Here is a 21,475-nt window from a genome sequence, read left to right as displayed (position 1 = left end):
CTGAATAGGGCGATATAGTTTGTTGCATTAGACCCGAAACCGAGTGATCTAGCCATGAGCAGGTTGAAGGTTGGGTAACACCAACTGGAGGACCGAACCCGCATCTGTTGCAATAGATTGGGATGACTTGTGGCTAGGGGTGAAAGGCCAATCAAACTCGGAAATAGCTGGTTCTCCGCGAAATCTATTTAGGTAGAGCGTCTGACGAATACCCCCGGGGGTAGAGCACTGGATGGGCTATGGGGACTCACCGTCTTACTGATCCTAACCAAACTCCGAATACCGGGGAGTACTATCAGGCAGACACACGGCGGGTGCTAACGTCCGTCGTGAAAAGGGCAACAACCCTAACCTCCAGCTAAGGTCCCCAAGTCATGGCTAAGTGGGAAAGGATGTGAGGATCCCAAAACAACCAGGATGTTGGCTTAGAAGCAGCCATCATTTAAAGAAAGCGTAACAGCTCACTGGTCTAGTCAAGGGTCTTTGCGCCGAAAATGTAACGGGGCTGAAGCCATGCACCGAAGCTGAGGATTCCTCTTTGAGGAGTGGTAGCGGAGCGTTCCGTAAGCTGATGAAGGGATACCCGTGAGGGGTCCTGGAGGTATCGGAAGTGCGAATGTTGACATGAGTAACGATAAAGAGGGTGAGAGACCCTCTCGCCGAAAGACCAAGGGTTCCTGCTTAAAGTTAATCTGAGCAGGGTTAGCCGGCCCCTAAGACGAGGCGGACACGCGTAGTCGATGGGAACCACGTTAATATTCGTGGGCCTGGTGGTAGTGACGGATTGCTTAACTTGTTCACACTTATTGGATTGTGTGGGCGGGGACGCGGTTCCAGGAAATAGCTCCACCGTATAGACCGTACCCGAAACCGACACAGGTGGTCAGGTAGAGTATACCAAGGCGCTTGAGAGAACTATGTTGAAGGAACTCGGCAAATTGCACGCGTAACTTCGGAAGAAGCGTGACCCTTATATGCGCAAGCATGTGAGGGTGGCACAGACCAGGGGGTAGCGACTGTTTACCAAAAACACAGGGCTCTGCGAAGTCGCAAGACGACGTATAGGGTCTGACGCCTGCCCGGTGCTGGAAGGTTAAGAGGAGGGGTGCAAGCTCTGAATCGAAGCCCCAGTAAACGGCGGCCGTAACTATAACGGTCCTAAGGTAGCGAAATTCCTTGTCGGGTAAGTTCCGACCTGCACGAATGGCGTAACGACTTCCCCGCTGTCTCCAACATAGACTCAGTGAAATTGAATTCCCCGTGAAGATGCGGGGTTCCTGCGGTCAGACGGAAAGACCCCGTGCACCTTTACTATAGCTTTACACTGGCATTCGTGTCGGCATGTGTAGGATAGGTGGTAGGCTTTGAAGCAGGGACGCCAGTTCTTGTGGAGCCATCCTTGAAATACCACCCTTATCGTCATGGATGTCTAACCGCGGTCCGTTATCCGGATCCGGGACAGTGTATGGTGGGTAGTTTGACTGGGGCGGTCGCCTCCGAAAGAGTAACGGAGGCGCGCGATGGTGGGCTCAGACCGGTCGGAAATCGGTCGTCGAGTGCAATGGCATAAGCCCGCCTGACTGCGAGACTGACAAGTCGAGCAGAGACGAAAGTCGGTCATAGTGATCCGGTGGTCCCGTGTGGAAGGGCCATCGCTCAACGGATAAAAGGTACGCCGGGGATAACAGGCTGATGACCCCCAAGAGTCCATATCGACGGGGTTGTTTGGCACCTCGATGTCGGCTCATCGCATCCTGGGGCTGGAGCAGGTCCCAAGGGTTTGGCTGTTCGCCAATTAAAGCGGTACGTGAGCTGGGTTCAGAACGTCGTGAGACAGTTCGGTCCCTATCTGCCGTGGGTGTAGGAATATTGACAGGATCTGTCCCTAGTACGAGAGGACCGGGATGGACATATCTCTGGTGGACCTGTTGTCCTGCCAAGGGCATAGCAGGGTAGCTATATATGGAATGGATAACCGCTGAAGGCATCTAAGCGGGAAACCAACCTGGAAACGAGTGTTCCCTATCAGAGCCGTGGAAGACGACCACGTTGATAGGCCGGGTGTGGAAGTGCGGCAACGCATGAAGCTTACCGGTACTAATAGCTCGATTGGCTTGATCGTTCCCATTGCCAGTGCTCATCAGACGAACGTAAACGTTCATCTGCATTGAGTTTTGTCCTCACGCATGTACGGGTCTTCGACCCTATGCTGCGGACGGCGCGCCAGACCTCTGGCGACGCGCTCTGCGCTTGCGGACTTCGTCCGGAAACGCATCCAACGACGTGTTCAAATAAGACAAACGAGACTTCCAGTCTCACCAGCTTCTCATAGGGCATAAACCGCTGGCGCGGTTTAGCCCGAAGTTGCGCTTTGCCGACCTGGTGGTTATGGCGGGGTGGCTGCACCCGTTCCCTTTCCGAACACGGCCGTGAAACGCCCCTGCGCCCATGGTACTTCGTCTTAAGACGCGGGAGAGTAGGTCGCTGCCAGGTCTGCCAAACGCAACTCAGGCTAAATTGCCAAGCAATTTATGCCTCACAAAATCTTCTCATCACACTCTGAAAAACGGCCTAGCCGTGTTACAATAGGCCGCTACCAAAGCGGCCTTTGTCGCTTCTGGAGCACATTACCCCTGCACACCTGAAATACGGTGCCAAGGGAACAAGCGATAAACCGCAACGCGGTTTGCGCTGGTGACGCGACAAACCGAAACCCGGTTTGCGCTGGTGACGCGGGGTGGAGCAGCCCGGTAGCTCGTCAGGCTCATAACCTGAAGGCCGCAGGTTCAAATCCTGCCCCCGCAACCAAAATTTACAATCACAAAGATCAGCTATCCAGGGCGCGAAGACTTCATCTTCAATGGCGAGCGGTAGCTCCTCCCGCCTCAGGACCATAACGCGAACGGCTCAAAGCCCGCCCACAAAACCAAGTACAAAAAAGCCCGCATCACGCGGGCTTCTTGTGTTTGGTAACGCATCGAACATTTAACGCCTCGCCAGCGGCCCGAAAGCAGCCAAACACACCCCGCAAGGCACAAAACTCCAAAGCCTGGCAACGAAGCCAATCTCATCTCCCAGCAGTACCCACAATATCAATGGCGCGTAGGCATAAGCGGGCGTTCGTAGATCTGCGCTGTGGTGCATTCGCCGGAAGAGGCGAGGGGGCTGCTCAGTCAACGGACTCGAACGGCGGTAATGATCCATGCGCGGGAGTCGAAGAGCACACCTTCGGAGGTCATATGCGCTTCCAGTAAATCACGCAGCCGCAGAGGTGGCTGGTCGGGCGCCTCATCGGTGTGCACGAGCGCGTCCTTGACCATATAGAGACCGGCAAGGGCATCAAGGGCGGCATCGACATTGGCTCCATAAAATACCGGTCCTTCCACTTCGATAAAGTCGATCGAGGTGAAGCCGGCGGTGCTCAATAGCTTCGTGGCTATGGCGGGATCGCCGAGTGAAAACGCCTTGCCGGCATTTCCTGGAATTGCGCTTCCCGGAGCCAACGCATCCCGGATTGCGCCAGACCATTCGTTGCGCTCCTGGCTTTGCCATACCATCCAGGCGATGCGTCCAGCCGGGCGGATTGCATGGGCGATATTGGCGAATGCTGCCTGCGGATCGGCGAAGAACATGACGCCAAAACGGCTGATGCATAGATCAAAGGCGGCAGCTGGAAAGGCGTAGGTTTGCGCGTCGCCCAGCTCGAAGCTGACGTTGCGTAATCCCGCTTCAGCGCTACGCTGGCGCGCAATCTCAAGCATCTCGGCGGAAGTGTCCACGCCGACCGCGCTGCCTTGTGTTGCGGCAAGAGCCGCTTCCCGGGTGGTTTGCCCGGCGCCGCAGCCGATGTCGAGTATCCGGTCATGCGTCCGGACGCTGGCGGCGGCTCGCAAATGCCGGTTATGCCGTGATAGTTCGGCGTCGTAAAAATCAGCACATTGCAGCACTACAGGCCCCCCTTATCTCGCCTCAATCGCTATTGTGCTCAGCTCTCGCAAGATCTCCGAACAGCTCCAACCCATTGTTCCTACACAATTCCGGCTGGAAAACCGCTGGACGCTCTTCTGGAGTTGCTCTGACGGAAGTCGATACCCGGTGTTGCAGCTCTCTCATAAACTGATTGCATAATAAGATCAGTCATGCAATATGGATTCCAGTTGCAATTTGCAATCGGATGGATTTTGTCATGGAACGAACGAGATCATTCGCCGCCACCGAGACGTCAATCGAGGTCAAGGGAGCGAAGCTGCAGACCCAGGCTTTCGGTGATCCCTCCAGCCCGCCCATCATATTGATCATGGGAATGATGGCTTCGATGCTGTGGTGGCCGGACAGGTTCTGCGAGGCACTTGCCACTCGCCAGCGCTATGTGATCCGGTACGACCAGCGCGATACCGGCCTCTCGACACATTATCCGCAAGGCGAACCCCGGTATTCGTTCACCGATCTGGCCGACGATGCCATCGCCATTCTCGACGGCTACGGATTGGAAACGGCGCATGTGGCGGGCATGTCGATGGGCGGCGCCGTTGCGCAAGAAGTCGCGTTGCGCCATCCTCGGCGCGTGCGGACGCTTACGCTGATCAACACATCACCGCTCGGCGTCGAGGGCTTGCCTTCTTCGACGGAGGCCTATCAGGAGCATTCCAGGTCGGCCGAAGCAATCGATTGGTCGAACCTCGAAGCCATTGCCGGTTTCCTGCGCCGCGAGACGGCCATGCTTGCCGGCACCCGGCATCCGCACGATCCCGACGCTGCAAGGGACCTGATCGCCCGCGACATGGCACGGGCGCCGTCATTTGCCAGTGCTACAAACCATTTCACGCTCGTGAGCGAGGAAAGGCCTGCAAGGCTTCAGGCCTCCGATATCAAGCTGCCGGTCCTTGCGATCCACGGCACAGCCGATCCGCTGTTTCCCATAGAACACGGGGAGGCCTTTACCAAGGTCGTCCGAGACGTGCGGCTGCACCGGGTCGAAGGTGGAGGGCACGAAATCCACGAGCGCGACATTGGCGAGATCGTGCAGGCCATCATCGATCATACAGCCTGACAGACGACCGGCCCGAGAGACAACCGGAAAGCCAGGCATGACCTCGCTTTCCGGTTCGTTAGAGATCAGCTTCTCGGCTTCAGGTTCTCGGCGTCATAGAGCGGCTTGTAGCCGACGCCGGCAACTTCGACCGGATAAGTTTCGCCGAAATATTCGACCTTCAGTTTGCGGCCTTCCTGGGCATAGGACCAGGGGAGGTAGGCGAGTGCGATATTCTTGCCGATGGTCGGGCCATAGGCGATCGAGGTGGTGAAGGAGCGGCGGCCGAGCTCATCGACGAGGGTTTCGCCGGTTTCGGGATCCATGACCGGCAGGATGCCAACGGGGTAGCGGGCAACGCCGTTGGAGTCGATGTTATCGGTCACGACGAGCGTGCAGAGCATGGCCGGCTGATGCTCGCGGGCGCGATATTCGAGGTGCTTCGCCTTGCCGCGGAAATCGGCGTCCTTGACCTTCGGGCGGGCGAGATCGGCTTCGAGGAGGTTATATTCCGTCAGCAGGTCGGCATTCTGCAGGCGCAGGCTCTTTTCCATACGGCGGCTGTTGGCATAGGTCTCGACGCCGACGGCGATCGCGCCGGTCGAGCGCAGCGCATCCCAGACGGCCAGCGCGTCGCCATAGGCCATGTGCAGTTCCCAGCCCTGTTCGCCGACATAGGAAATGCGGAATGCGGTGACGTTCTTGCCGGCGATGCGGATCTGCTTGATCGCGGCGAAGGGGAAGTTTTCGTGCGTGAGGTTTTCCGGGCTTTCGACCACCTTCTGCAGGTTGGTGCGGGCATTCGGTCCCCAGATGCCGATCGTGACATAGCGTTCGGTGACATCGGTGATGGTGACGTTGAAGCCCTTATCCTGGGCAACACGGCGCATGTAGTGGAAATCGCGCGGGCCGGCATCGGCGCCGTCGATCAGACGGCAGCGGTCGGCCATGCGGATGACAGTGAAGTCGGCGCGCACCATGCCCTCGTCGTCGAGGAAGTGGGTGTAGATGCCCTTGCCGATATTGGCGTCGCCACCGATCTTGGCCGCGCAAAGCCATTCCAGCAGTTCGACATGATCGGGGCCTTCGATATCGTACATGGCGAAATGCGAGAGGTTGATGATGCCGCAATCTTCGCTCAGTGCCAGGTGCTCAGCATTGGAGACGCGCCAGAAATGGCGGTTGTCCCATTCGTTTTCGCGTACCGGGATGCGATCGCCGTATTTTTCGAGCAGGTGCTCGTTGGCGGCATAGCCATGAGCACGCTCCCAGCCGCCGAGCTCCATGAAGTAGCCGCCGAGCTCTTTTTCTCGTTCATAGAAGGGCGAGCGGCGGATGTTGCGGCCGGTGGCATAGGGCTCGCGCGGGTGGACTGCGGGATTGTAGATCTTCTGCGCAGCCTCCGTGCAGCGGCCTTCGATGAATTTTTCTTCCAGCATATGCGGGTAGAAGCGGGAATAATCGATCCTGTTGTGGTCGATCGGCGTGCGGCCGTCGGTCATCCAGTCGGCAACGAGCTTGCCGAAGCCGGGGCCGTCCTTCACCCAGATGGCGACGCAATACCAGAGACCGCGGACCTTCTGGCTTTCGCCGACCGACGGGCCGCCATCGGTCGTGACTTGCAACAGACCGTTGAAGGAATGGCCTTCATTGTAGCCGAGTTCGCCGAGGATCGGTGTCAGTTCCATGGCGCGTTCGAGCGGCTCGATGATCTGTTCCATGTCGAGATCGCGCTGTGAAGGCGAAAGGCGGGCCTCATGCTTTTCAAGGAGATCGCGGGGATGGCAGAGGCGCGGGTTCTTCTCTTCGTAGTAACCCCATTCGATCTGGCCGCCTTCGGCGGTCTTCGGGTCGCCGGTGTCGCGCATATAGGCGGAATTGCCCTGGTCGCGCATCAGCGGGAAGCCGATTTCCTTGCCGGTGTTGGCAAACTCATTATAGGGGCCGAAGAAGGTCAGCGGGTGGTCCACCGGCATGACCGGCAGGTCCTCGCCGACCATTTCGGCGATCAGGCGGCCCCAGAGGCCGGCGCAGACGATGACATATTCGGCTTCGATCGTGCCGCGATGGGTGACGACGCCGCTGATGCGGCCGTCTTTCACGATCAGGGACTGGGCCGGCGTATTGGCGAAGGACTGCAGCTTGCCGCTCTTTTCGCCCTGGTCGATCAGCTTGCCGGCAACGGTCTGAGAGCGGGGAATGACGAGGCCGGCATCCGGGTCCCACATCCCGCCCTGAACCATGCTTTCCTCGATCAGCGGGAATTTTTCCTTGATCTCGGCGGGGTCGATCAAGCTCACGCGCGTGCCAAAGGCCTTGCCCGAGGTCACCTTGCGCTTGATTTCGGCCATGCGGTCGTCATCGCCGACGCGGGCGACTTCGAGGCCGCCGACGCGGGCATAGTGACCGAGCTTGTCGTAGAAATCGATGGAGTAGAGGGTCGTCCAGCAGGACAGGAAATCGTGGCTGGTCGTGTAGCAGAAGTCGGAGGCATGGGCCGTCGAGCCGATATCCGTCGGGATGCCTGATTTGTCGATGCCCACAATATCGTCCCAACCGCGCTCGATCAGATGATGAGCGATCGATGCGCCGACGATACCGCCAAGCCCGATGATGACGACCTTCGCCTTTTGAGGAAATACTGCCATTGCGTGCGACCCTGATTGATACTGAAAACGGATTTTATGATGTGTGCGGCGGCGACCAGAGCCTGTCTACGACATATTCAAGATGCTTGCACGACGACCATCATGCTGTCCTATCAGGAAATGGCTGGGTTTGTCGGCGACATATGCTGATCGGAGATGTCGCAAAGGCGACGGCATCTCCTGAATGCGCTTATTGCGGGATCGACTGCATCATGATCTCGCGGCGCAGGATCGGGCCTTCCTGGCCGAAATAGGTCGTCAGCAACTTCGCGAAATCGTCCGACTGGTAGGTCTCGGTCAGCGTCTGATCGACGAGCAGGCGGAAGGCGGAGTCGTCCTGCCGGAGGGCTATGCCATAGGGCTCATGCGTGAAGAGACGGTTGCCGATCGCGAGCGTGGACGGACTATGGGCATGGGAAGCGAGATCGAAGAGCAGGGCGCGATCGGCGAAATAGGCATCGATCTTATGGTTTTCGAGCGCGGCCAAGCCGTCCTGATGCGTGGCGAAATCGGCGATCCGCGTCTTCGGCACGTCGGAGCCCAGCGCCTCGCGCAGGGTCGCGCCCGTCGTCGTGTCTGCGCGAACGCCGATCGTGCTTGTTGCAGAGGCGGGCTTGGCGGAGACTTGCGCCAACCGCTTGTCCAGGAACAAAGCCATGAGATAGTCGGGCGAATCCTTGCGCAGCAGGGCGCTGGCACCTGTGATGAAGATCGGCTGCGAGAAATCGACATTCTGGCGTCGGCCGAGGCTAATGGTCAGCGCGCCGCAGAGAAGGTCGACCTGGCCGCTTTTGACTGCGTCGAAGCCATCGGCAAGCGTGGTTTCGACATAGTCGCGCTTGAGATCGGTGACCTTGCGCCCGACGGCATCGGCGACCTTGCCGCAGAGATCGATGGCATATCCCGCCGGGTTGCCGTTCTTCTTCTTGAAGGAGAAGGGTGCTTCGTCGCTGATATAGCCGATCCGGATCGTGCCCTTTTGGGCGATGAGATCCAGCGTTTGCGCGGCCGTAGCCGTGTAGGCGGATATGCCGAGGATAATGCCTGCCAGAACCAGTCGTCTCATGCAATGTGCCGGCATGATCCTGATCTCCAAAAGAAAATTGGGCAATCGCAAAGGCTTAGGCGCAGATTATGGCCTGACGGTTTTTTGTCAACGATGGATTGTCCTTGATCGCCTGCCGTCGAGCAGAGGTGGCGGCCTTTCCTGTCGCGAAGATCGGCTTTTCAGCGAGACAGACTGTGACTAGCGGCCCAGCTGGAGATGGCGGCCGCAATCGCTTGGGGCTGATCTTCCGGCGCGATGTGCCTTGCCGGTCCGCAATTTTCGATCTCCAATCCGGCAATATTCTCGCGGCACCAGTCTATCATCCTTTCGCCGACCAGCAGTGTCTCCGCCGGACCATCGAAAGTCAGCAGCAGTTTCGGGATATCTTCGCTGCGGGCAAGCCAGGCATCATAGGCTTCGATGCGCGCGACGACATCGGCGGGTTCGCCTTCGATCGGCATCGCGCGCGGCCAGGCAAGCAGCGGACGGCGGCTTTCGCGCGTCGGGTAGGGCGCGCGATAGACGGCATGATCCTCGGCGCTCAATCCATTTAGAACCGTGGCTTTCAAAGCTTGTTCGATGAAGAAATTTTCGTCCAGAACCTTCGCTTCGCCCGTGCCCGGTGAGCGCAGCAGTTCATAGCGAGCCCGTGCATTCGGCAGGTCGTTCCAGGTCAAAGGCCTGATGATCGTTTCCATGAAGGCGATGCCGCGCACGCGTTCCGGATGGCGGGCGGCCCAATCGAATGCGAGTGCGCCGCCCCAATCATGGCCGATCAATACGACATCACCGAGCGCGAGTTTGTCGAACCAAGCTTCGAGATAGCGTGCATGGTCGTCAAATGAATAGGCGATATCAGGTTTGCCGGACTGGCCCATGCCAATGAGGTCGGGAGCCAGGCAGCGGGCACGCACGGCAAGGGCCGGGCTGATATTCCTCCACAGGTAGGATGAGGTCGGATTGCCATGCAGGAAGACGAAGGGTGTTCCCGTTCCGGCATCCTCGTAGAAGATCGTCGAGTCCAGCACATTGAGGGAGGGCATGTGGGTATCCTCTCGTGAAATAAAATGGTAAGGTACCTGTCTATTTAACATAATAGTCAGGCACCTGTCTATATCATGAAAGATTGTGTTCCCACTCGCCCGTCCCTGGGCCTGCTGCTGCGGCTCGTGCATCAACATTGGACACAGGATGTCGAAGCCGCGCTGGAAGAGGCCGGTTATGGCGATATCCGACCACCGCACGCCAATGTGTTTACCTTCATGCGTCCGGAAGGAGTTCAGGTGAGTGAGCTCACTCGGCTTGCCCATGTCCGCAAGCAGACGATGACGCAGGCAGTAGAGGAGTTGGAGCGCCTGGGTTATGTCGAGCGCCGACCGGATCCTGACGATCGACGTGCAAGACTTGTGTTTCTGACCGAGCGTGGCAGAGGCGTGCGGCCAATAGCAGCGGCAACGGGTCGCCTTGTGGATCAGCGCTGGTCCGATATCGCCGGTTCTGAGGAGATTAATGCGTTGAAGCAGGCTTTGCAGGAGGTGCTCGGCAAGCTCCGCGGCGACCGGGATTCCGCAGAGCCGATGGACGAGGCGGCGACATAGGAGTTCTGGTGATCTGCCTGAGATATGCGGGCCGCACACTTTCGAGCGCTATCACGAAGAGTTTCGTTACTCCGTTCTGGTTTATGGCCTATCTCTCCTCCACGACCGTCAAGCGAAGGGGATGTGCCGATGCAAGAGAGGAGCCTGATCAGGAAGACAAATGGAGCGAGGCGGAAATCGGGCCTCGCTTTCGGCTTCGGCTTTTCGGTTCTTTGTGGGGCCTTTGGCTTCGCGCTGCCTTCGCCGGCAGCAGCGCAGACGATCATCGATGATTGGCATAAAGTGAAGCCGCCGGTGGCGCCGGAGCTGAAGACCGCTACCGTCGATCCGAAGACGACGGCACTGCTGGTCCTCGATTTCAACGGCGCGCAGGACCCGACCAAGGGACCGTGCAACGTGAAGACCAAGCCCCGTTGCCTGGCGTCCGTCCCCAAGGTGAAAACTCTACTCGATCAGGCGCGCGCCAAGGAGATGCTCGTCGTCTTCAGCCTGGCCGGTGTTGGCGAGCCGCAGGATATCGCAACGGCGCTGGCGCCCCTGGCGAGCGAGCCGATCGTCAAATCCGGGCCGGACAAATTCATCGGCACCAATCTGCGCAGTATTCTCTCAGACAAGGGCATTAAGACCATCATCGTGACAGGCACGGCCTCGGAGGGGGCGGTGCTCGATACGGCGACGGATGCTGCGTTAAACGGCATGAACATTGTCCTGCCTGTCGACGGCATGTCATCGACAGAGCTTTACGGTGAGCAATATGTGGCTTGGCACATGGTCAATGCGCCCGGCGTTTCGCAGAAGACGACACTGACCAGCATCGACAGGATCAAGTTTTGATTTGCTGCAGCCCGCCGGCCAGCACGCCCTCAAGCGCGCCATTCTCCAGAAGTGCCATGACCGATAATCCGTCGATCAACATCTCTTGAGTTTCGGCGCTTGTCGTCTGTGACATAGTATCGCCGGCAACGACAGCTATGCGATGATCCCTTTGGAGGATGCGATTTCATGTCTTTTCGCCAGATGGTTCCCGGCCTGGCGCTGGCCCTTTCGCTGATATCGGCAACGGCATCCGCCGCTCCGCCCGAGCAGGGTCATGGCGCGCCTGCCGGTGCGAGCGGCGTGCTCTCGCTCCTGTCGCCCGATGCCGTGAGCGACCATGTGCTGACTACGGATGGCAAGACCATTCCCTATACGGCGACAGCGGGTACGCTCGATCTTTTCGGCCAGGATGGCCAGCGCAGCGCCGCGATCTTCTACACGGCCTATGTCGCCAAGAACCGGAATGCGAACCGGCCCGTGACCTTCGTGTTCAATGGCGGGCCGGGTGCTGCTTCGGCCTTCCTCAATCTCGGGCTCGTCGGTCCGCGCATCGTCGATTTCGGCGCAGACGGCCGTGACGGCGCCAATGCCAAGTTGGTCGACAATCCGCAAAGCTGGCTCGAATTCACCGATCTCGTACTGATCGATCCGATCGGTACCGGCTGGAGCCGCGCTGCCAAGCCCGATGATCAGAATGATTTCTATAGTGTCGACAGCGATGCCGAAAGCCTTGCCAAAGCGATCGCCCTCTACATCGCCCGTAACAGCCGGGCGTCGTCGCCGAAGTACATTCTTGGAGAAAGCTATGGCGGGTTTCGTTCGGTCAAGATTGCCAACAGCCTGCGCGAGGATCAGGGCATTCTGATTTCCGGCATCGTCATGTTGTCGCCGCTGCTGGAGGGCCGGTTCGTCTTCGGGGGCGGTGAGGATGCGCTTGGCGCAGCCTTGCAACTGCCGTCGCTGGCGGCAGCCGAACTGGAGCGTCAAAACGCCTTCAGCGAGAAGGTGGTGCAGGATGCCGAAGCCTTCGCTTTCAACGAATATCTGCCAACTCTTGCCAGGCGGCCGCCGTCGGGAGATTCCGGCCAGGCCTTCTATGGGCGCGTCGCGAAGCTGACCGGCATACCGCAGGATGTCGTTGCCAAGAACCAAGGTTTTCTCGGCGGGGTCTACCGCAAACATTCCGATGGCGATGGCGCGGACGTGGCGAGTGCTTATGACGCCTCGTTCCTCGCGCCGGACCCCTATCCGCAGTCGGAGGCCGAGCATGGCGGCGACCCGATTCTGGATGGCTTTGTTCGCGCCTATGGCGGTGCCTTTTCAGGCTACGCCCGTGACGAGCTGGGCTTTCATACCGACATGACCTACACGCTTCTGTCGTCGTCCGTGAACCGGGAATGGAAATGGGGCGGGCACAATGGCGGCTCGCGCGGGACCGCCGGTGTTGGCGACGATCTCAAGGAGCTGCTATCGCTCTCGCCATCCTTCCGCGTGATGATCGGGCAGGGTTACAGCGATCTCGTCATCCCCTTCGGCGTGAACAAATATGTGCTCGACCACCTGCCGCAGGCCCTTGCCGATCGCGTGGCGCTGAAGCTCTATCGCGGCGGCCATATGTTCTACACGCGGCCGATGTCGCGCGAGCAGTTTACGGGTGATGCTAAGGCGTTTTATGCCGGGCAGATCAAGGCAGCGCCGGCCGCGCAATCGAACTGACCGGCTGGCCTCGATGCGCCACCTGGAAGGTGGGCGCGAGACCGGCCTCTACTTGTTTCTCGCAACCATGGCCTTGATGGTTTCGCAGAGCTCGTCCTTCGCCTGCTGCGGGCTGATGTCGCCCGTCGTGGCGGCATAGGATAGGGCTTCGGCCGCACCCAGCATCGCCCAGAGGCCGGCCGATGCAATGGAACCGGTAGCGGCGAAGGGAGCAAGCAGCGCACGGCACTTATCGAGGAAGGCCGTTTCATATTCGCGCTTGATTTTTTCAAGCTCCGGCGAGCCCGCGAGCGAAGCGATGATACCGGGTATTTCGCGCCCCTGCAGCAGAACGCAATCGACATAGGCGGCCGCTATCACCTCCGCCCGGCCCGCCAGCGTCGGACTGCTTGCATCAAGCGCCTTGTCCATCACTGCCGTCTGTCTGATATCGTATTCGCGATAGAGCGCAGCAAGCAGGCCGGAACGGGTGATAAAATGGTCGTAGACCACGGGTTTCGTCACGCCGGCCCGTTCCGAGAGCCGCCCCAACGTCAGAGCTTCCGTTCCCTCTTCGCCGATGATTTGCCAGGCAACCTGGATGAGCTGCCGATAGCGCTCCTCCCGCGTCAGCCGGCTGCGGGGTTCCGTTTTCTTCGTTTGCACGCTTGACATCGCTATATACCAAAAGTAACTTACTAAAAGTATATAAGACTGGGCCGCCGCTCACAATATGTCAGCAGGAGTTTTTCACATGCATGCGCTTATCGTCGTCTCCAATCCGAATCCCGATTCGTTCAGCCACAGCGTTGCGGCCAAAGTCGCCGAAGGTGTAACGGCTTCGGGGGCTACGTTTGAAATCGCGGATCTTACAGCGGAAGGTTTTGATCCGAGGTTCAGCGCGGCCGATATCGCCGCTCATCTCAGAGAAGGCCCATCGCCTGATGACGTCGTTGTCGAGCAAGCGCGAATCGATCGTGCCGACGCTTTGGTGCTGGTCTATCCCGTTTATTGGTGGTCCATGCCCGGCCTGCTCAAGGGGTGGATCGATCGAGTGTTCACCAATGGCTGGGCCTATGACGACATGCCCGGTGACAGGCCTATCAAGAGATTACGCCATCTTCGCGTCCATTTGATCGCTATCGGCGGTGCGACCATGCGCACCTATGCACGCCATGGCTATTTCGGTGCCATGAAAACGCAGATCGATCATGGAATTTTCGGATACTGTGGCGCTCCCGTCTCGACCTCCGAATTGTTGCTGACGGAGACGCAGGATATGAGCTCCCATTTCGATACCGCCCGCGCCATCGGGCAAAATCTATTTGCTGTTTCGCGATCAACGAAGGCGGCGGATGCGGCTTAATCGTGCTGCTGCAGCTGAAAGAGATGCTTGATGCGCGAGCTTAGCGAGGTCACGTGAGCGCCATGACCGAGCATATCGGCATTGGCGAAGAGATGCTGCTCCGCCTCAATGCGTTTTGCCAGCATGGCACCGAGCTCTTCGGCAAGGGTCGGCCGGTCGTGCAGCAGCGGCGCCAGACATTCCTCGCCGATTTCATAGGTGACGACGAAGGTAAGGGCGCGAACCGTGCCGACTTCACCCGATCCCATCAGCAGCCCGTTCTCACCGAAATAATCGCCTGGCGCAAGGCGCGTCAGCTCGATCTGGCGATGCCCTTCGCGGCGGGTGATGCTGACGACGCCCGAGCGGACGATCGTGAGCGCCCGCATGCGGGCATCCTGTTCGGCGATGACGGCATCCTTGCGATAGGTCCGCCGCTGCATATGCGATGCCAGATGCTCCTTTTCATCCTCGGTCAGCGAAGAGAACAGAGGGATATTGCTGACAAGCCGCCAGGGCGTTCCGGGCGCATGTTGCTTCTCGTCGGCCGTCTCAGGCTTTTGCTGCATCGGAAGCATGATCGTGCCGGGCGGATCGGCGAGTTTCAAGCCTGCCGCCTTGGTGTGACGAACTAGCAGATCATAGATCTCGTTCTTTGCGGCTTGTGTCAGCGACATATCGCGTACTCGAAAGGACAGCTGCAGCTCGATCGCCTGCCCATCGATGGAAGTGATGGCGACACTGGGTTCCGGGTTCTTCTGGATCGAGTTGCAGCTGATCAAGACGTTTTGCATCACATCCGCGATGATGCGTGGCAGGGCGGTGGGCTGAATGCGTACGTTGACGGTTGCGCCGTGGCTTTCGTCAGGCGAGGAAAGATTGGTCAGCCGCGTCTTGGCAAGGATACTGTTCGGAATGACGATCAGATCGTTGGTGCCGCTCAGCAATTGCGTGGCGCGCCAATTGGTTTCGACGACGCGGCCCTGGACGTCATTTTCGAGGACGATCCAGTCGCCGACGGAGTAGGGGCGGCCGAGATTGAGAGCGATGCCGGAGAAGACGTCGCTCAAAGTGCTCTGCAAGGCAAGGCCGAGAATGATGGCGAAGACGCCCGATGTTGCGATCAGTGTACCGATCGGGACGCTGAAGACATTACCTACGATGGAGAGAATGGCGCCGAGATAGATGACGCCGACGATCAGATCCTGCAGCAGCCGGCCCTCGCGGGGCTTGCGCTCGAAAATCAGGAACAGCCGCACGCAGGCGATCAGCACCCAGGCGCCGTTGACCCACCAGACGATCTTGGCAAAGCCCGTGAAGGTGCGCAGCGTCACCGATTCCTGCGACGGGCTCGGCTCATAGGGGACGATGCCGTGATAGAATAAAAGTGCGGTCAGGCAGACGAAGAAGGCCATCTGACCGATCAGACGGCCGGCCCGCTGATGACGCAGCATGACGCGGCTGACGAATGTGCCGACGACAACCAGAATGAAGAACTGGACGATCGGATCGCCAAGAAGCGCAATGGACATGGGGACTCGGTCGCACTCGGTCTTTCGGATGGGCGCTAAATTGGCATGAAAGAGGCCGCAGCGCCATATGCAGAAAAAGTATGATTAATTGACGTTGCCGCCTTGATCTCAGGACATGCACCTTGATAATTAGATGACGATTATCATCTTATATCTGTCATCCCATCCTGCTATCTGCTCTCGCAGCGCAACGCCTTAGCGCTCCGACATCCTTGAGGAATACCCATGACACAGTCTTTCGAGATTCGCGGCGATCTGTTGATCGGCTCAGATTCTACCGGCGGCAACAGAACGTGCGTGCCATCAACCCGGCAACCGGCGCAAATCTGGAGCCGGCCTTTGCGGTCGCCGGCGAGAGCGATGTCGCTAAAGCCTGCGAGTTGGCCGCTCAGGCGTTCGACGTCTACCGTGCGACCAGCCCCGAGCAGCGCGCAGCATTTCTCGAAAAGATTGCCGACAACATCATGGAGATTGGCGATACCCTGATCGAGCGCGCGACGGAGGAGACCGGCCTGCCAGTGGCGCGCCTGCAGGGCGAGCGCGCCCGCACCGTTGGCCAGCTGCGGCTCTTTGCGCAGGTGGTCCGCGCCGGCGAGTGGCTCGATCTGCGCGTCGATCCGGCACTGCCGGAGCGCAAGCCGCTGCCGCGGCCGGATCTGCGCCTGCGCCAGATCCCGCTCGGCCCGGTCGCCGTCTTCGGCGCCAGCAATTTCCCGCTCGCTTTCTCGGTTGCCGGTGGTGATACGGCTTCGGCACTCGCCGCAGGCTGCCCGGTCGTCGTCAAGGGCCACCTTGCCCATCCCGGCACGGGCGAGCTTGTCGGCCGGGCCATCCGTGCCGCCGTCGCCCAATGCGGCCTGCCGGAAGGCACATTCTCGCTGCTGACCGGTGCCAACGAGACCGGTGCCGCGCTGGTGCGCGATCCCCGCATCAAGGCCGTCGGCTTCACCGGCTCGCGCGGCGGCGGCCTGGCGCTTGGCGCCATTGCCGCGGCCCGGCCTGAGCCGATCCCGGTCTATGCCGAGATGAGTAGCGTCAACCCCGTTTTCCTGTTCCCCGCCGCTCTCGCAGCACGCGCCGAGGCGATCGGGACCGGCTTCATCGATTCCCTGACGCTCGGTGCCGGCCAGTTCTGCACCAATCCGGGCCTGCTTTTTGCGATCGAGAGCCCTGATCTCGACCGTTTCGTTCAGGCGGCCAGCGATGCCCTGACTGGCCGCGCGCCGGCGCCGATGCTGACGCCCGGCATTCACGCCGCCTTCGACAAGGGTGTTGCCGCATTGGCGGAACATGAGTCTGTCAAGACCGTCGCTCATGGCGCTCCGGCCGAAGGCGTCAACCGGAGCCCGGGCATCTTCTTCGAGACAGAAGCGGCGGAGTTCCTGGCGGACGAGCGCTTGGGCCACGAGGTTTTCGGCGCGGCAAGCCTTCTCGTACGCTGCAAGGATGTCGACCAGATGATCGCCGTTGCGGAAAAGCTCGAGGGCCAGCTGACCGCGACCCTTCAGATCGAAGCGGAAGATTATGCCACGGCCGCCAAGCTGGTGCCGGTGCTGGAACGCAAGGCCGGGCGCATTCTCGCCAATGGCTGGCCGACCGGCGTTGAAGTCTCCCATGCCATGGTGCATGGCGGGCCTTTCCCGGCGACCTCGGACAGCCGCACGACCTCGGTCGGCACGCTCGCCATTCGCCGCTTCCTGCGCCCGGTCTCCTATCAGGATCTGCCGGAAGGCTTGCTGCCGGCCGAGCTGCGCAACGAGGGCGTCAGGGCGCTGCCGCATCTGCTGGATGGCGTGCGCAAGGGCAGCTGAGCCGCCCCGGATGGGATAGATGACATTCTTTGGAGCGGGTCAGGTTGGCCCGCTTTTCTTTGAGTGCGGCTACGCTGCCGCATTTTGTTGACGGGCCTCGAGATGGGCCTTGTAGTGCTGAAGCGATAGCTCGGCTCCGAGGTGGGAAAGCTCTGTCGCCACGGCCTCGGCGGCCTGTTCTGCCGGCTCGATGACGCGCTCGAACATCTCTGCTTCATAGGCTTGGACGGCATGTTTCCAGTCCGCCTGCTCAAGAAGCTGGCGGCTGAGTTCCGCTGCATCCAGCATCGCCATATTCACACCTTCGCCGCCGAAGGGCGACATCACATGCGCCGCATCGCCGAGCAGCGTGATGCCGATGCGGTTCTGCCAGTGGTGGCCGACCGGCAACGCGTAGATCGGTCGGGAAACGATATGGTCGTTGCTGGCTTCGATGAGGCGCAGGATCTCCGGCGTCCAGCCTTCGAACTCGGCCATCAGCCGCGCGCGGGCTTTTGCCGGCGCTGCAAAGTCGAAGGTCCTGTCTGCCCAGTCGGCCGGCACACGGAAGATCGCGTAGCCTCTGAGATGGGCGTTGCCGTTGCGCTGGACGATCAGGCTTTTTCCATCGGCCTCGACGCCGATCTTGCCGCGGCCGACAAGGGCTGCGAGATCCGGGTGGCTGGCGTCGACGTCGTCGATGCCGAATTCGATGAAGGTGATGCCGCTATATTGCGGGCGGTACGAGGAGACCAGCGGTCTGACCTTGGACCAGCTGCCGTCGGCGCCGACGACGAGGTCGACGGGACCAACCGTTCCGTTTTCGAAGACCAGATCATAGGTGCCATCGTCGCGCGGGCGGACTTCGCGCAGGCCGTGGTTCCAGCGGATGACTTCTGATGGCAAAGAGGCGAGCAGCGTTTGCCTGAGCGCGGTGCGGTCGACCTCGGGCCTATCGGATTCATCAGCGTCGTCATCGGCAAAGAGCAGCGCGCCATGCTTGTCATAGAGCCGGCTTCCTTGATCCTCATAGCGGGCGATCGCCAGGAATTCGCGGTAGAGGCCGGCGCGGCGCAACGCGAGCTGGCCGGATTCCACATGCAGGTCGAGCGTGCCACCTTGTGGCCGGGAAAGTGCATGTTCCTCGCGTTCGAAGACGATGGCCGGCACACCTGCCTGATAGAGGATGCGGGCTAGGGTCAGACCGCCGGGGCCTGCGCCGATGATGGCGATGCGGGGATAGGATGTCATGGACAGGGTCCTCATAATTTCGTACATAGGTACCTATATAAATTAACATAGGCACCTATTCAAGTGGTGGAGACATGATGGATTGGGATTTGTTCGACACACCGGCGCCGCTCATCAACATGGCGTCGCGCGCGTTTTCACGTCTTGGCGAACGTCGGGTGAGGGCTTTGGGCTTCAATATCGGCCAGCTGCCGGTGCTGTATTTGCTCCGGAATGGCGCGCAGATGTCGCAGAAGGATTTGGCGAAATTCGCCAAGATCGAGCAGCCGTCGATGGCTCAGATGCTGGCGCGCATGGAGCGGGATGGTCTGATCCGGCGCACGCCCGATCCAGCCGATGGCCGCAGCAGCCTCGTGTCGTTGACCGAGGCAGCAGTCGCGAAACTCCCGGCAGCGCGCCAGGCGCTGGAAGAGGGGCGAGACCGGGTTCTTTCTGGCTTCAGCGCTGATGAAGTTCAGACGCTGGTTCAGCTCATGCGCCGGCTGAACCAGAATCTGGATCGGATGGTGGCCGAGGAGGATGGGTCGTAGGCGCGCTGGTTTGCGCCTACGATGATCAACATTCAGATTTCGGCGTAGACGATGCCGGTGAACGAGCCGGCATGATGAAGAAGTTCGCGCTCGCCCGAACCATCGAGGCTGGCGGAATAGAGATTGCCGCCGATGTCGGTGAAGAACATGCGGTTGTTGGGTAGATCGAGCGAGAGGCCAATGCCTTCATCGAGGCCTTCGAGAACGACTTCAGATGTGCCGGCGAGATTATCCATCTGGGCGCGGTTGACGGTATTTCCACGCGGAAGATTGCCGCGGTCGGTCCAGTAGATGGTGCGGGTGGCAAGATCCAGCTCGAGGTCGATCGGTTCCGGCAGCTTGTCCAGCAGTGTTTCGAGGTCGCTGCGGTTCGTCGCGGTTTCGCCGGCGGGGATGTTGATGCCGGCGCGGAAGATGCGGCCGAGGCCAGCATCCGGCGGCCCTTTCTGGGTCCAGTAGATCTGGCCGAGCGGCAGGTCGAGGGCGATGCCGACGCACCAGCGTGCGATATCGGTGCTGTCCCCCGGGCTGTCGCCGTTCTGCACCAGAGTTTCGATGTCGCTACCATCGATATTGGCGCGCATGACGCGCATGCCTTCGCGGTCGCACCAATAGAGCTTGCCGTTGTCGCGGTCGAGCTGGATCTGCTTCGGCGTGACGAGCGTGCTGCCCGGCGGGATCAGCGTGATGTGGTTGCCGCCGTCGAGGTCCATGCGTTCGATGGAGCCGTCATGGGCGTTGTAGTCGTTGCCCATCTCGGTCCAGTAGATCCAGCCGTTCTCGCTGTCGACGAGAATGCCGTCGGGGCTGCGTCCCGCCCGCTGGACGATGAGCTTCAAATCGGTGCCGTCGATGGCGGAGGAGAGGATTCGTCCGTCGTTGATATCGAGGAAAAACAGTCTTTCGGTCTTGTCGGTGGTGGTGGCAGGCGTCCGTGCTTCTGACATGAGAGCATCCTTTCGAGGGGCGGATCTGCGGATCATAGCGCGGCAATCATGGCATCGATTGATGACAGCATCATTCGCCGCTGCGATCGGAACGAGCATCTGCTGCGCTGCAGCAAAGATCAAGGGCCGGAATGTCGCGGGGTGCGAGGAGGGCTGTCAAATAAGTGTCATCGGCCTGATATAAATCCCCCACATTCCCATAAGACTACGCCAGTCCAGGGCTGAAACCGAAGCCGGAGATGATTGATATCATGTCGACGCTCCAGCAGATCGCCTTCCGCGCCGGCTGTTCCGTCGCGACCGCCAGCCGCGTGATGAATCGCAGCGGTCCGGTCAGCGACGAGATGGTGCGGCGCGTGCGCCGGGCGGCGGCGGAGCTTGGCTATCGGACAGGTGGGCGTACCGGCACCGGCCGACCGGCGATCGGCGTGCTCATTCCGAGCATCACCAATCCGGTTTTCGCGGCTTCGCTTTCCAGCATCCAGAACCGAGCTCTTCACGCGGGGCATAGCGTGCTGATCGCGCAATCGAACTACGATCCGGCGCAGGAGGTCGATGCCGTCGCCTCGCTGCTCCAGCAGCAGCCGACTGGGTTGATCCTGACGCTTTGCGATCCCGAGCGCAGTCTTGTTCTGTCCTCCGCCCTGCCGCCGACCGTATTGCTCGGTAACCTGCCGACCGCCCGCTTTACCGCCGCGGTCGCGACCAATAATTTCGGCGCGGGCCGGGATCTGACCGATCACCTCCTAGGCAAGGGTCATCGCCGCATCCTGTTCATATCAGGCCACTTCTCCGCGTCGGATCGGGCGAAGCTGCGCTATCTCGGCTATATCAGGGCCATGGAAGCGGCGGGGCAACAGCCCCTCGATGCGCTCGAAATTTCCTTCGTAAACAGCCTGGAACAGCTCGATCTTTCCGATGCGATTTCGCGGTTCGACCCGACGGCGATCATTGCTTCCAACGATCTTCTGGCGCTCGGCGTCATGGGCGCGCTTCGCCGTCAGGGTCTTTCGATTCCGCGCGATATTTCGGTCGCCGGCTTCGACGGGATTTCCCTCGGTTTTCTGGGCGAAGTGTCTCTGACGACGGTGGAAATTCCGGATGGAACCATGGGGGCCGCTGCCGCCTCGCTGCTGCTGGATATGGCGGAAAATGCCGCGCCCCCGCGTCATCTGACTGTGCCCTATCGAATGCGTGCGGGTGGCACAGTGCGCGATCTCACCATACAATCCTGACCCTTGCCCGG

Annotated in this window: 16 protein-coding genes, 1 tRNA gene, 2 rRNA genes and 1 pseudogene (1 of these 20 only partly in view); 11 read left to right on the top strand and 9 right to left on the bottom strand. The window is 60.0% G+C overall.

Annotated elements, in window-relative coordinates; translation table 11 throughout:
* The 3 genes from ACK83U_RS13520 to ACK83U_RS13510 all read left to right on the top strand — a co-directional run.
* Positions 1–2,122: ribosomal RNA gene (locus ACK83U_RS13520) — 23S ribosomal RNA — on the top strand (it extends 808 nt beyond the left edge of the window).
* Positions 2,123–2,378: 256 nt separating this feature from the next.
* Positions 2,379–2,493, top strand: a 5S ribosomal RNA gene (gene rrf, locus ACK83U_RS13515).
* Positions 2,494–2,731: 238 nt separating this feature from the next.
* A tRNA-Met gene (locus tag ACK83U_RS13510) sits at positions 2,732–2,808 on the top strand.
* Positions 2,809–3,173: 365 nt separating this feature from the next.
* Here the strand turns inward: ACK83U_RS13510 and ACK83U_RS13505 are convergent.
* A complete protein-coding gene (locus ACK83U_RS13505) occupies positions 3,174–3,947 on the bottom strand; it encodes a class I SAM-dependent methyltransferase (protein WP_112603027.1) in 774 nt (257 codons plus the stop codon).
* A 239-nt stretch (positions 3,948–4,186) separates the two neighbouring features.
* Here ACK83U_RS13505 and ACK83U_RS13500 point away from each other — a divergent pair, with 239 nt between their 5' ends.
* The gene (locus ACK83U_RS13500; RefSeq protein ID WP_112603059.1) at positions 4,187–5,050 is read left to right on the top strand and encodes an alpha/beta fold hydrolase; all 864 of its coding nucleotides are present in this window, start codon (positions 4,187–4,189) and stop codon (positions 5,048–5,050) included.
* Between the two features lie 65 nt (positions 5,051–5,115).
* Here ACK83U_RS13500 and ACK83U_RS13495 read toward each other — a convergent pair whose 3' ends face one another.
* The 3 genes from ACK83U_RS13495 to ACK83U_RS13485 all read right to left on the bottom strand — a co-directional run bounded on the left by ACK83U_RS13495 (position 5,116) and on the right by ACK83U_RS13485 (position 9,768).
* Entirely contained in the window at positions 5,116–7,677 is a 2,562-nt protein-coding gene (locus ACK83U_RS13495) for a GcvT family protein (RefSeq protein ID WP_112603025.1), read from the bottom strand.
* 190 nt (positions 7,678–7,867) lie between these two features.
* Positions 7,868–8,758, bottom strand: a complete 891-nt coding sequence (locus tag ACK83U_RS13490; protein ID WP_112603023.1) for an amino acid ABC transporter substrate-binding protein — start codon at positions 8,756–8,758, stop codon at positions 7,868–7,870.
* Between the two features lie 146 nt (positions 8,759–8,904).
* The gene (locus ACK83U_RS13485; protein WP_412474633.1) at positions 8,905–9,768 is read right to left on the bottom strand and encodes a haloalkane dehalogenase; all 864 of its coding nucleotides are present in this window, start codon (positions 9,766–9,768) and stop codon (positions 8,905–8,907) included.
* A 75-nt stretch (positions 9,769–9,843) separates the two neighbouring features.
* Here ACK83U_RS13485 and ACK83U_RS13480 point away from each other — a divergent pair, with 75 nt between their 5' ends.
* Together ACK83U_RS13480 and ACK83U_RS13475 are read left to right on the top strand one after the other, a co-directional pair.
* On the top strand, positions 9,844–10,323 hold the full coding sequence (locus tag ACK83U_RS13480) for a MarR family winged helix-turn-helix transcriptional regulator (protein ID WP_112400900.1): 480 nt from the start codon (positions 9,844–9,846) through the stop codon (positions 10,321–10,323).
* A gap of 129 nt (positions 10,324–10,452) precedes the next feature.
* Entirely contained in the window at positions 10,453–11,157 is a 705-nt protein-coding gene (locus tag ACK83U_RS13475; protein WP_112400899.1) for an isochorismatase family protein, read from the top strand.
* On the opposite strand, the gene ACK83U_RS13470 is transcribed toward ACK83U_RS13475, so the two are convergent.
* Positions 11,147–11,272, bottom strand: a complete 126-nt coding sequence (locus ACK83U_RS13470) for a hypothetical protein (RefSeq protein ID WP_281412736.1) — start codon at positions 11,270–11,272, stop codon at positions 11,147–11,149. The genes ACK83U_RS13475 and ACK83U_RS13470 overlap by 11 nt on opposite strands.
* Positions 11,273–11,325: 53 nt before the next feature.
* Here ACK83U_RS13470 and ACK83U_RS13465 point away from each other — a divergent pair, with 53 nt between their 5' ends.
* Positions 11,326–12,855, top strand: a complete 1,530-nt coding sequence (locus ACK83U_RS13465) for a S10 family serine carboxypeptidase-like protein (RefSeq protein WP_112603019.1) — start codon at positions 11,326–11,328, stop codon at positions 12,853–12,855.
* A gap of 48 nt (positions 12,856–12,903) precedes the next feature.
* On the opposite strand, the gene ACK83U_RS13460 is transcribed toward ACK83U_RS13465, so the two are convergent.
* The gene (locus tag ACK83U_RS13460; RefSeq protein ID WP_112603017.1) at positions 12,904–13,509 is read right to left on the bottom strand and encodes a TetR/AcrR family transcriptional regulator; all 606 of its coding nucleotides are present in this window, start codon (positions 13,507–13,509) and stop codon (positions 12,904–12,906) included.
* A gap of 79 nt (positions 13,510–13,588) precedes the next feature.
* Between ACK83U_RS13460 and ACK83U_RS13455 the strand changes: the two genes are divergently transcribed.
* On the top strand, positions 13,589–14,200 hold the full coding sequence (locus tag ACK83U_RS13455) for an NAD(P)H-dependent oxidoreductase (RefSeq protein ID WP_112603015.1): 612 nt from the start codon (positions 13,589–13,591) through the stop codon (positions 14,198–14,200).
* Here the strand turns inward: ACK83U_RS13455 and ACK83U_RS13450 are convergent.
* Positions 14,197–15,711, bottom strand: a complete 1,515-nt coding sequence (locus ACK83U_RS13450; RefSeq protein ID WP_112603013.1) for a mechanosensitive ion channel family protein — start codon at positions 15,709–15,711, stop codon at positions 14,197–14,199. The genes ACK83U_RS13455 and ACK83U_RS13450 overlap by 4 nt on opposite strands.
* Before the next feature lie 225 nt (positions 15,712–15,936).
* Here ACK83U_RS13450 and ACK83U_RS13445 point away from each other — a divergent pair.
* A pseudogene (locus ACK83U_RS13445) lies at positions 15,937–17,522 on the top strand (aldehyde dehydrogenase (NADP(+))).
* 69 nt (positions 17,523–17,591) lie between these two features.
* Here ACK83U_RS13445 and ACK83U_RS13440 read toward each other — a convergent pair.
* Positions 17,592–18,752 (bottom strand): FAD-dependent oxidoreductase, encoded by a 1,161-nt coding sequence (locus tag ACK83U_RS13440; RefSeq protein ID WP_112603009.1) that lies wholly within the window; start codon positions 18,750–18,752, stop codon positions 17,592–17,594.
* A 74-nt stretch (positions 18,753–18,826) separates the two neighbouring features.
* Here ACK83U_RS13440 and ACK83U_RS13435 point away from each other — a divergent pair, with 74 nt between their 5' ends.
* On the top strand, positions 18,827–19,282 hold the full coding sequence (locus ACK83U_RS13435; RefSeq protein ID WP_112335267.1) for a MarR family winged helix-turn-helix transcriptional regulator: 456 nt from the start codon (positions 18,827–18,829) through the stop codon (positions 19,280–19,282).
* A gap of 32 nt (positions 19,283–19,314) precedes the next feature.
* Here the strand turns inward: ACK83U_RS13435 and ACK83U_RS13430 are convergent, their stop codons facing one another.
* Entirely contained in the window at positions 19,315–20,229 is a 915-nt protein-coding gene (locus ACK83U_RS13430) for a 3-hydroxyacyl-CoA dehydrogenase (RefSeq protein WP_112603057.1), read from the bottom strand.
* 251 nt (positions 20,230–20,480) lie between these two features.
* Here ACK83U_RS13430 and ACK83U_RS13425 point away from each other — a divergent pair, with 251 nt between their 5' ends.
* Positions 20,481–21,464 (top strand): substrate-binding domain-containing protein, encoded by a 984-nt coding sequence (locus ACK83U_RS13425; RefSeq protein WP_112603055.1) that lies wholly within the window; start codon positions 20,481–20,483, stop codon positions 21,462–21,464.
* The last annotated feature ends 11 nt before the right edge of the window (positions 21,465–21,475 follow it).

This window comes from Rhizobium sp. WW22, assembly GCF_047041135.1.
Taxonomy (GTDB): domain Bacteria; phylum Pseudomonadota; class Alphaproteobacteria; order Rhizobiales; family Rhizobiaceae; genus Rhizobium.
This window is presented reverse-complemented; position numbering and strand designations above follow the sequence as displayed.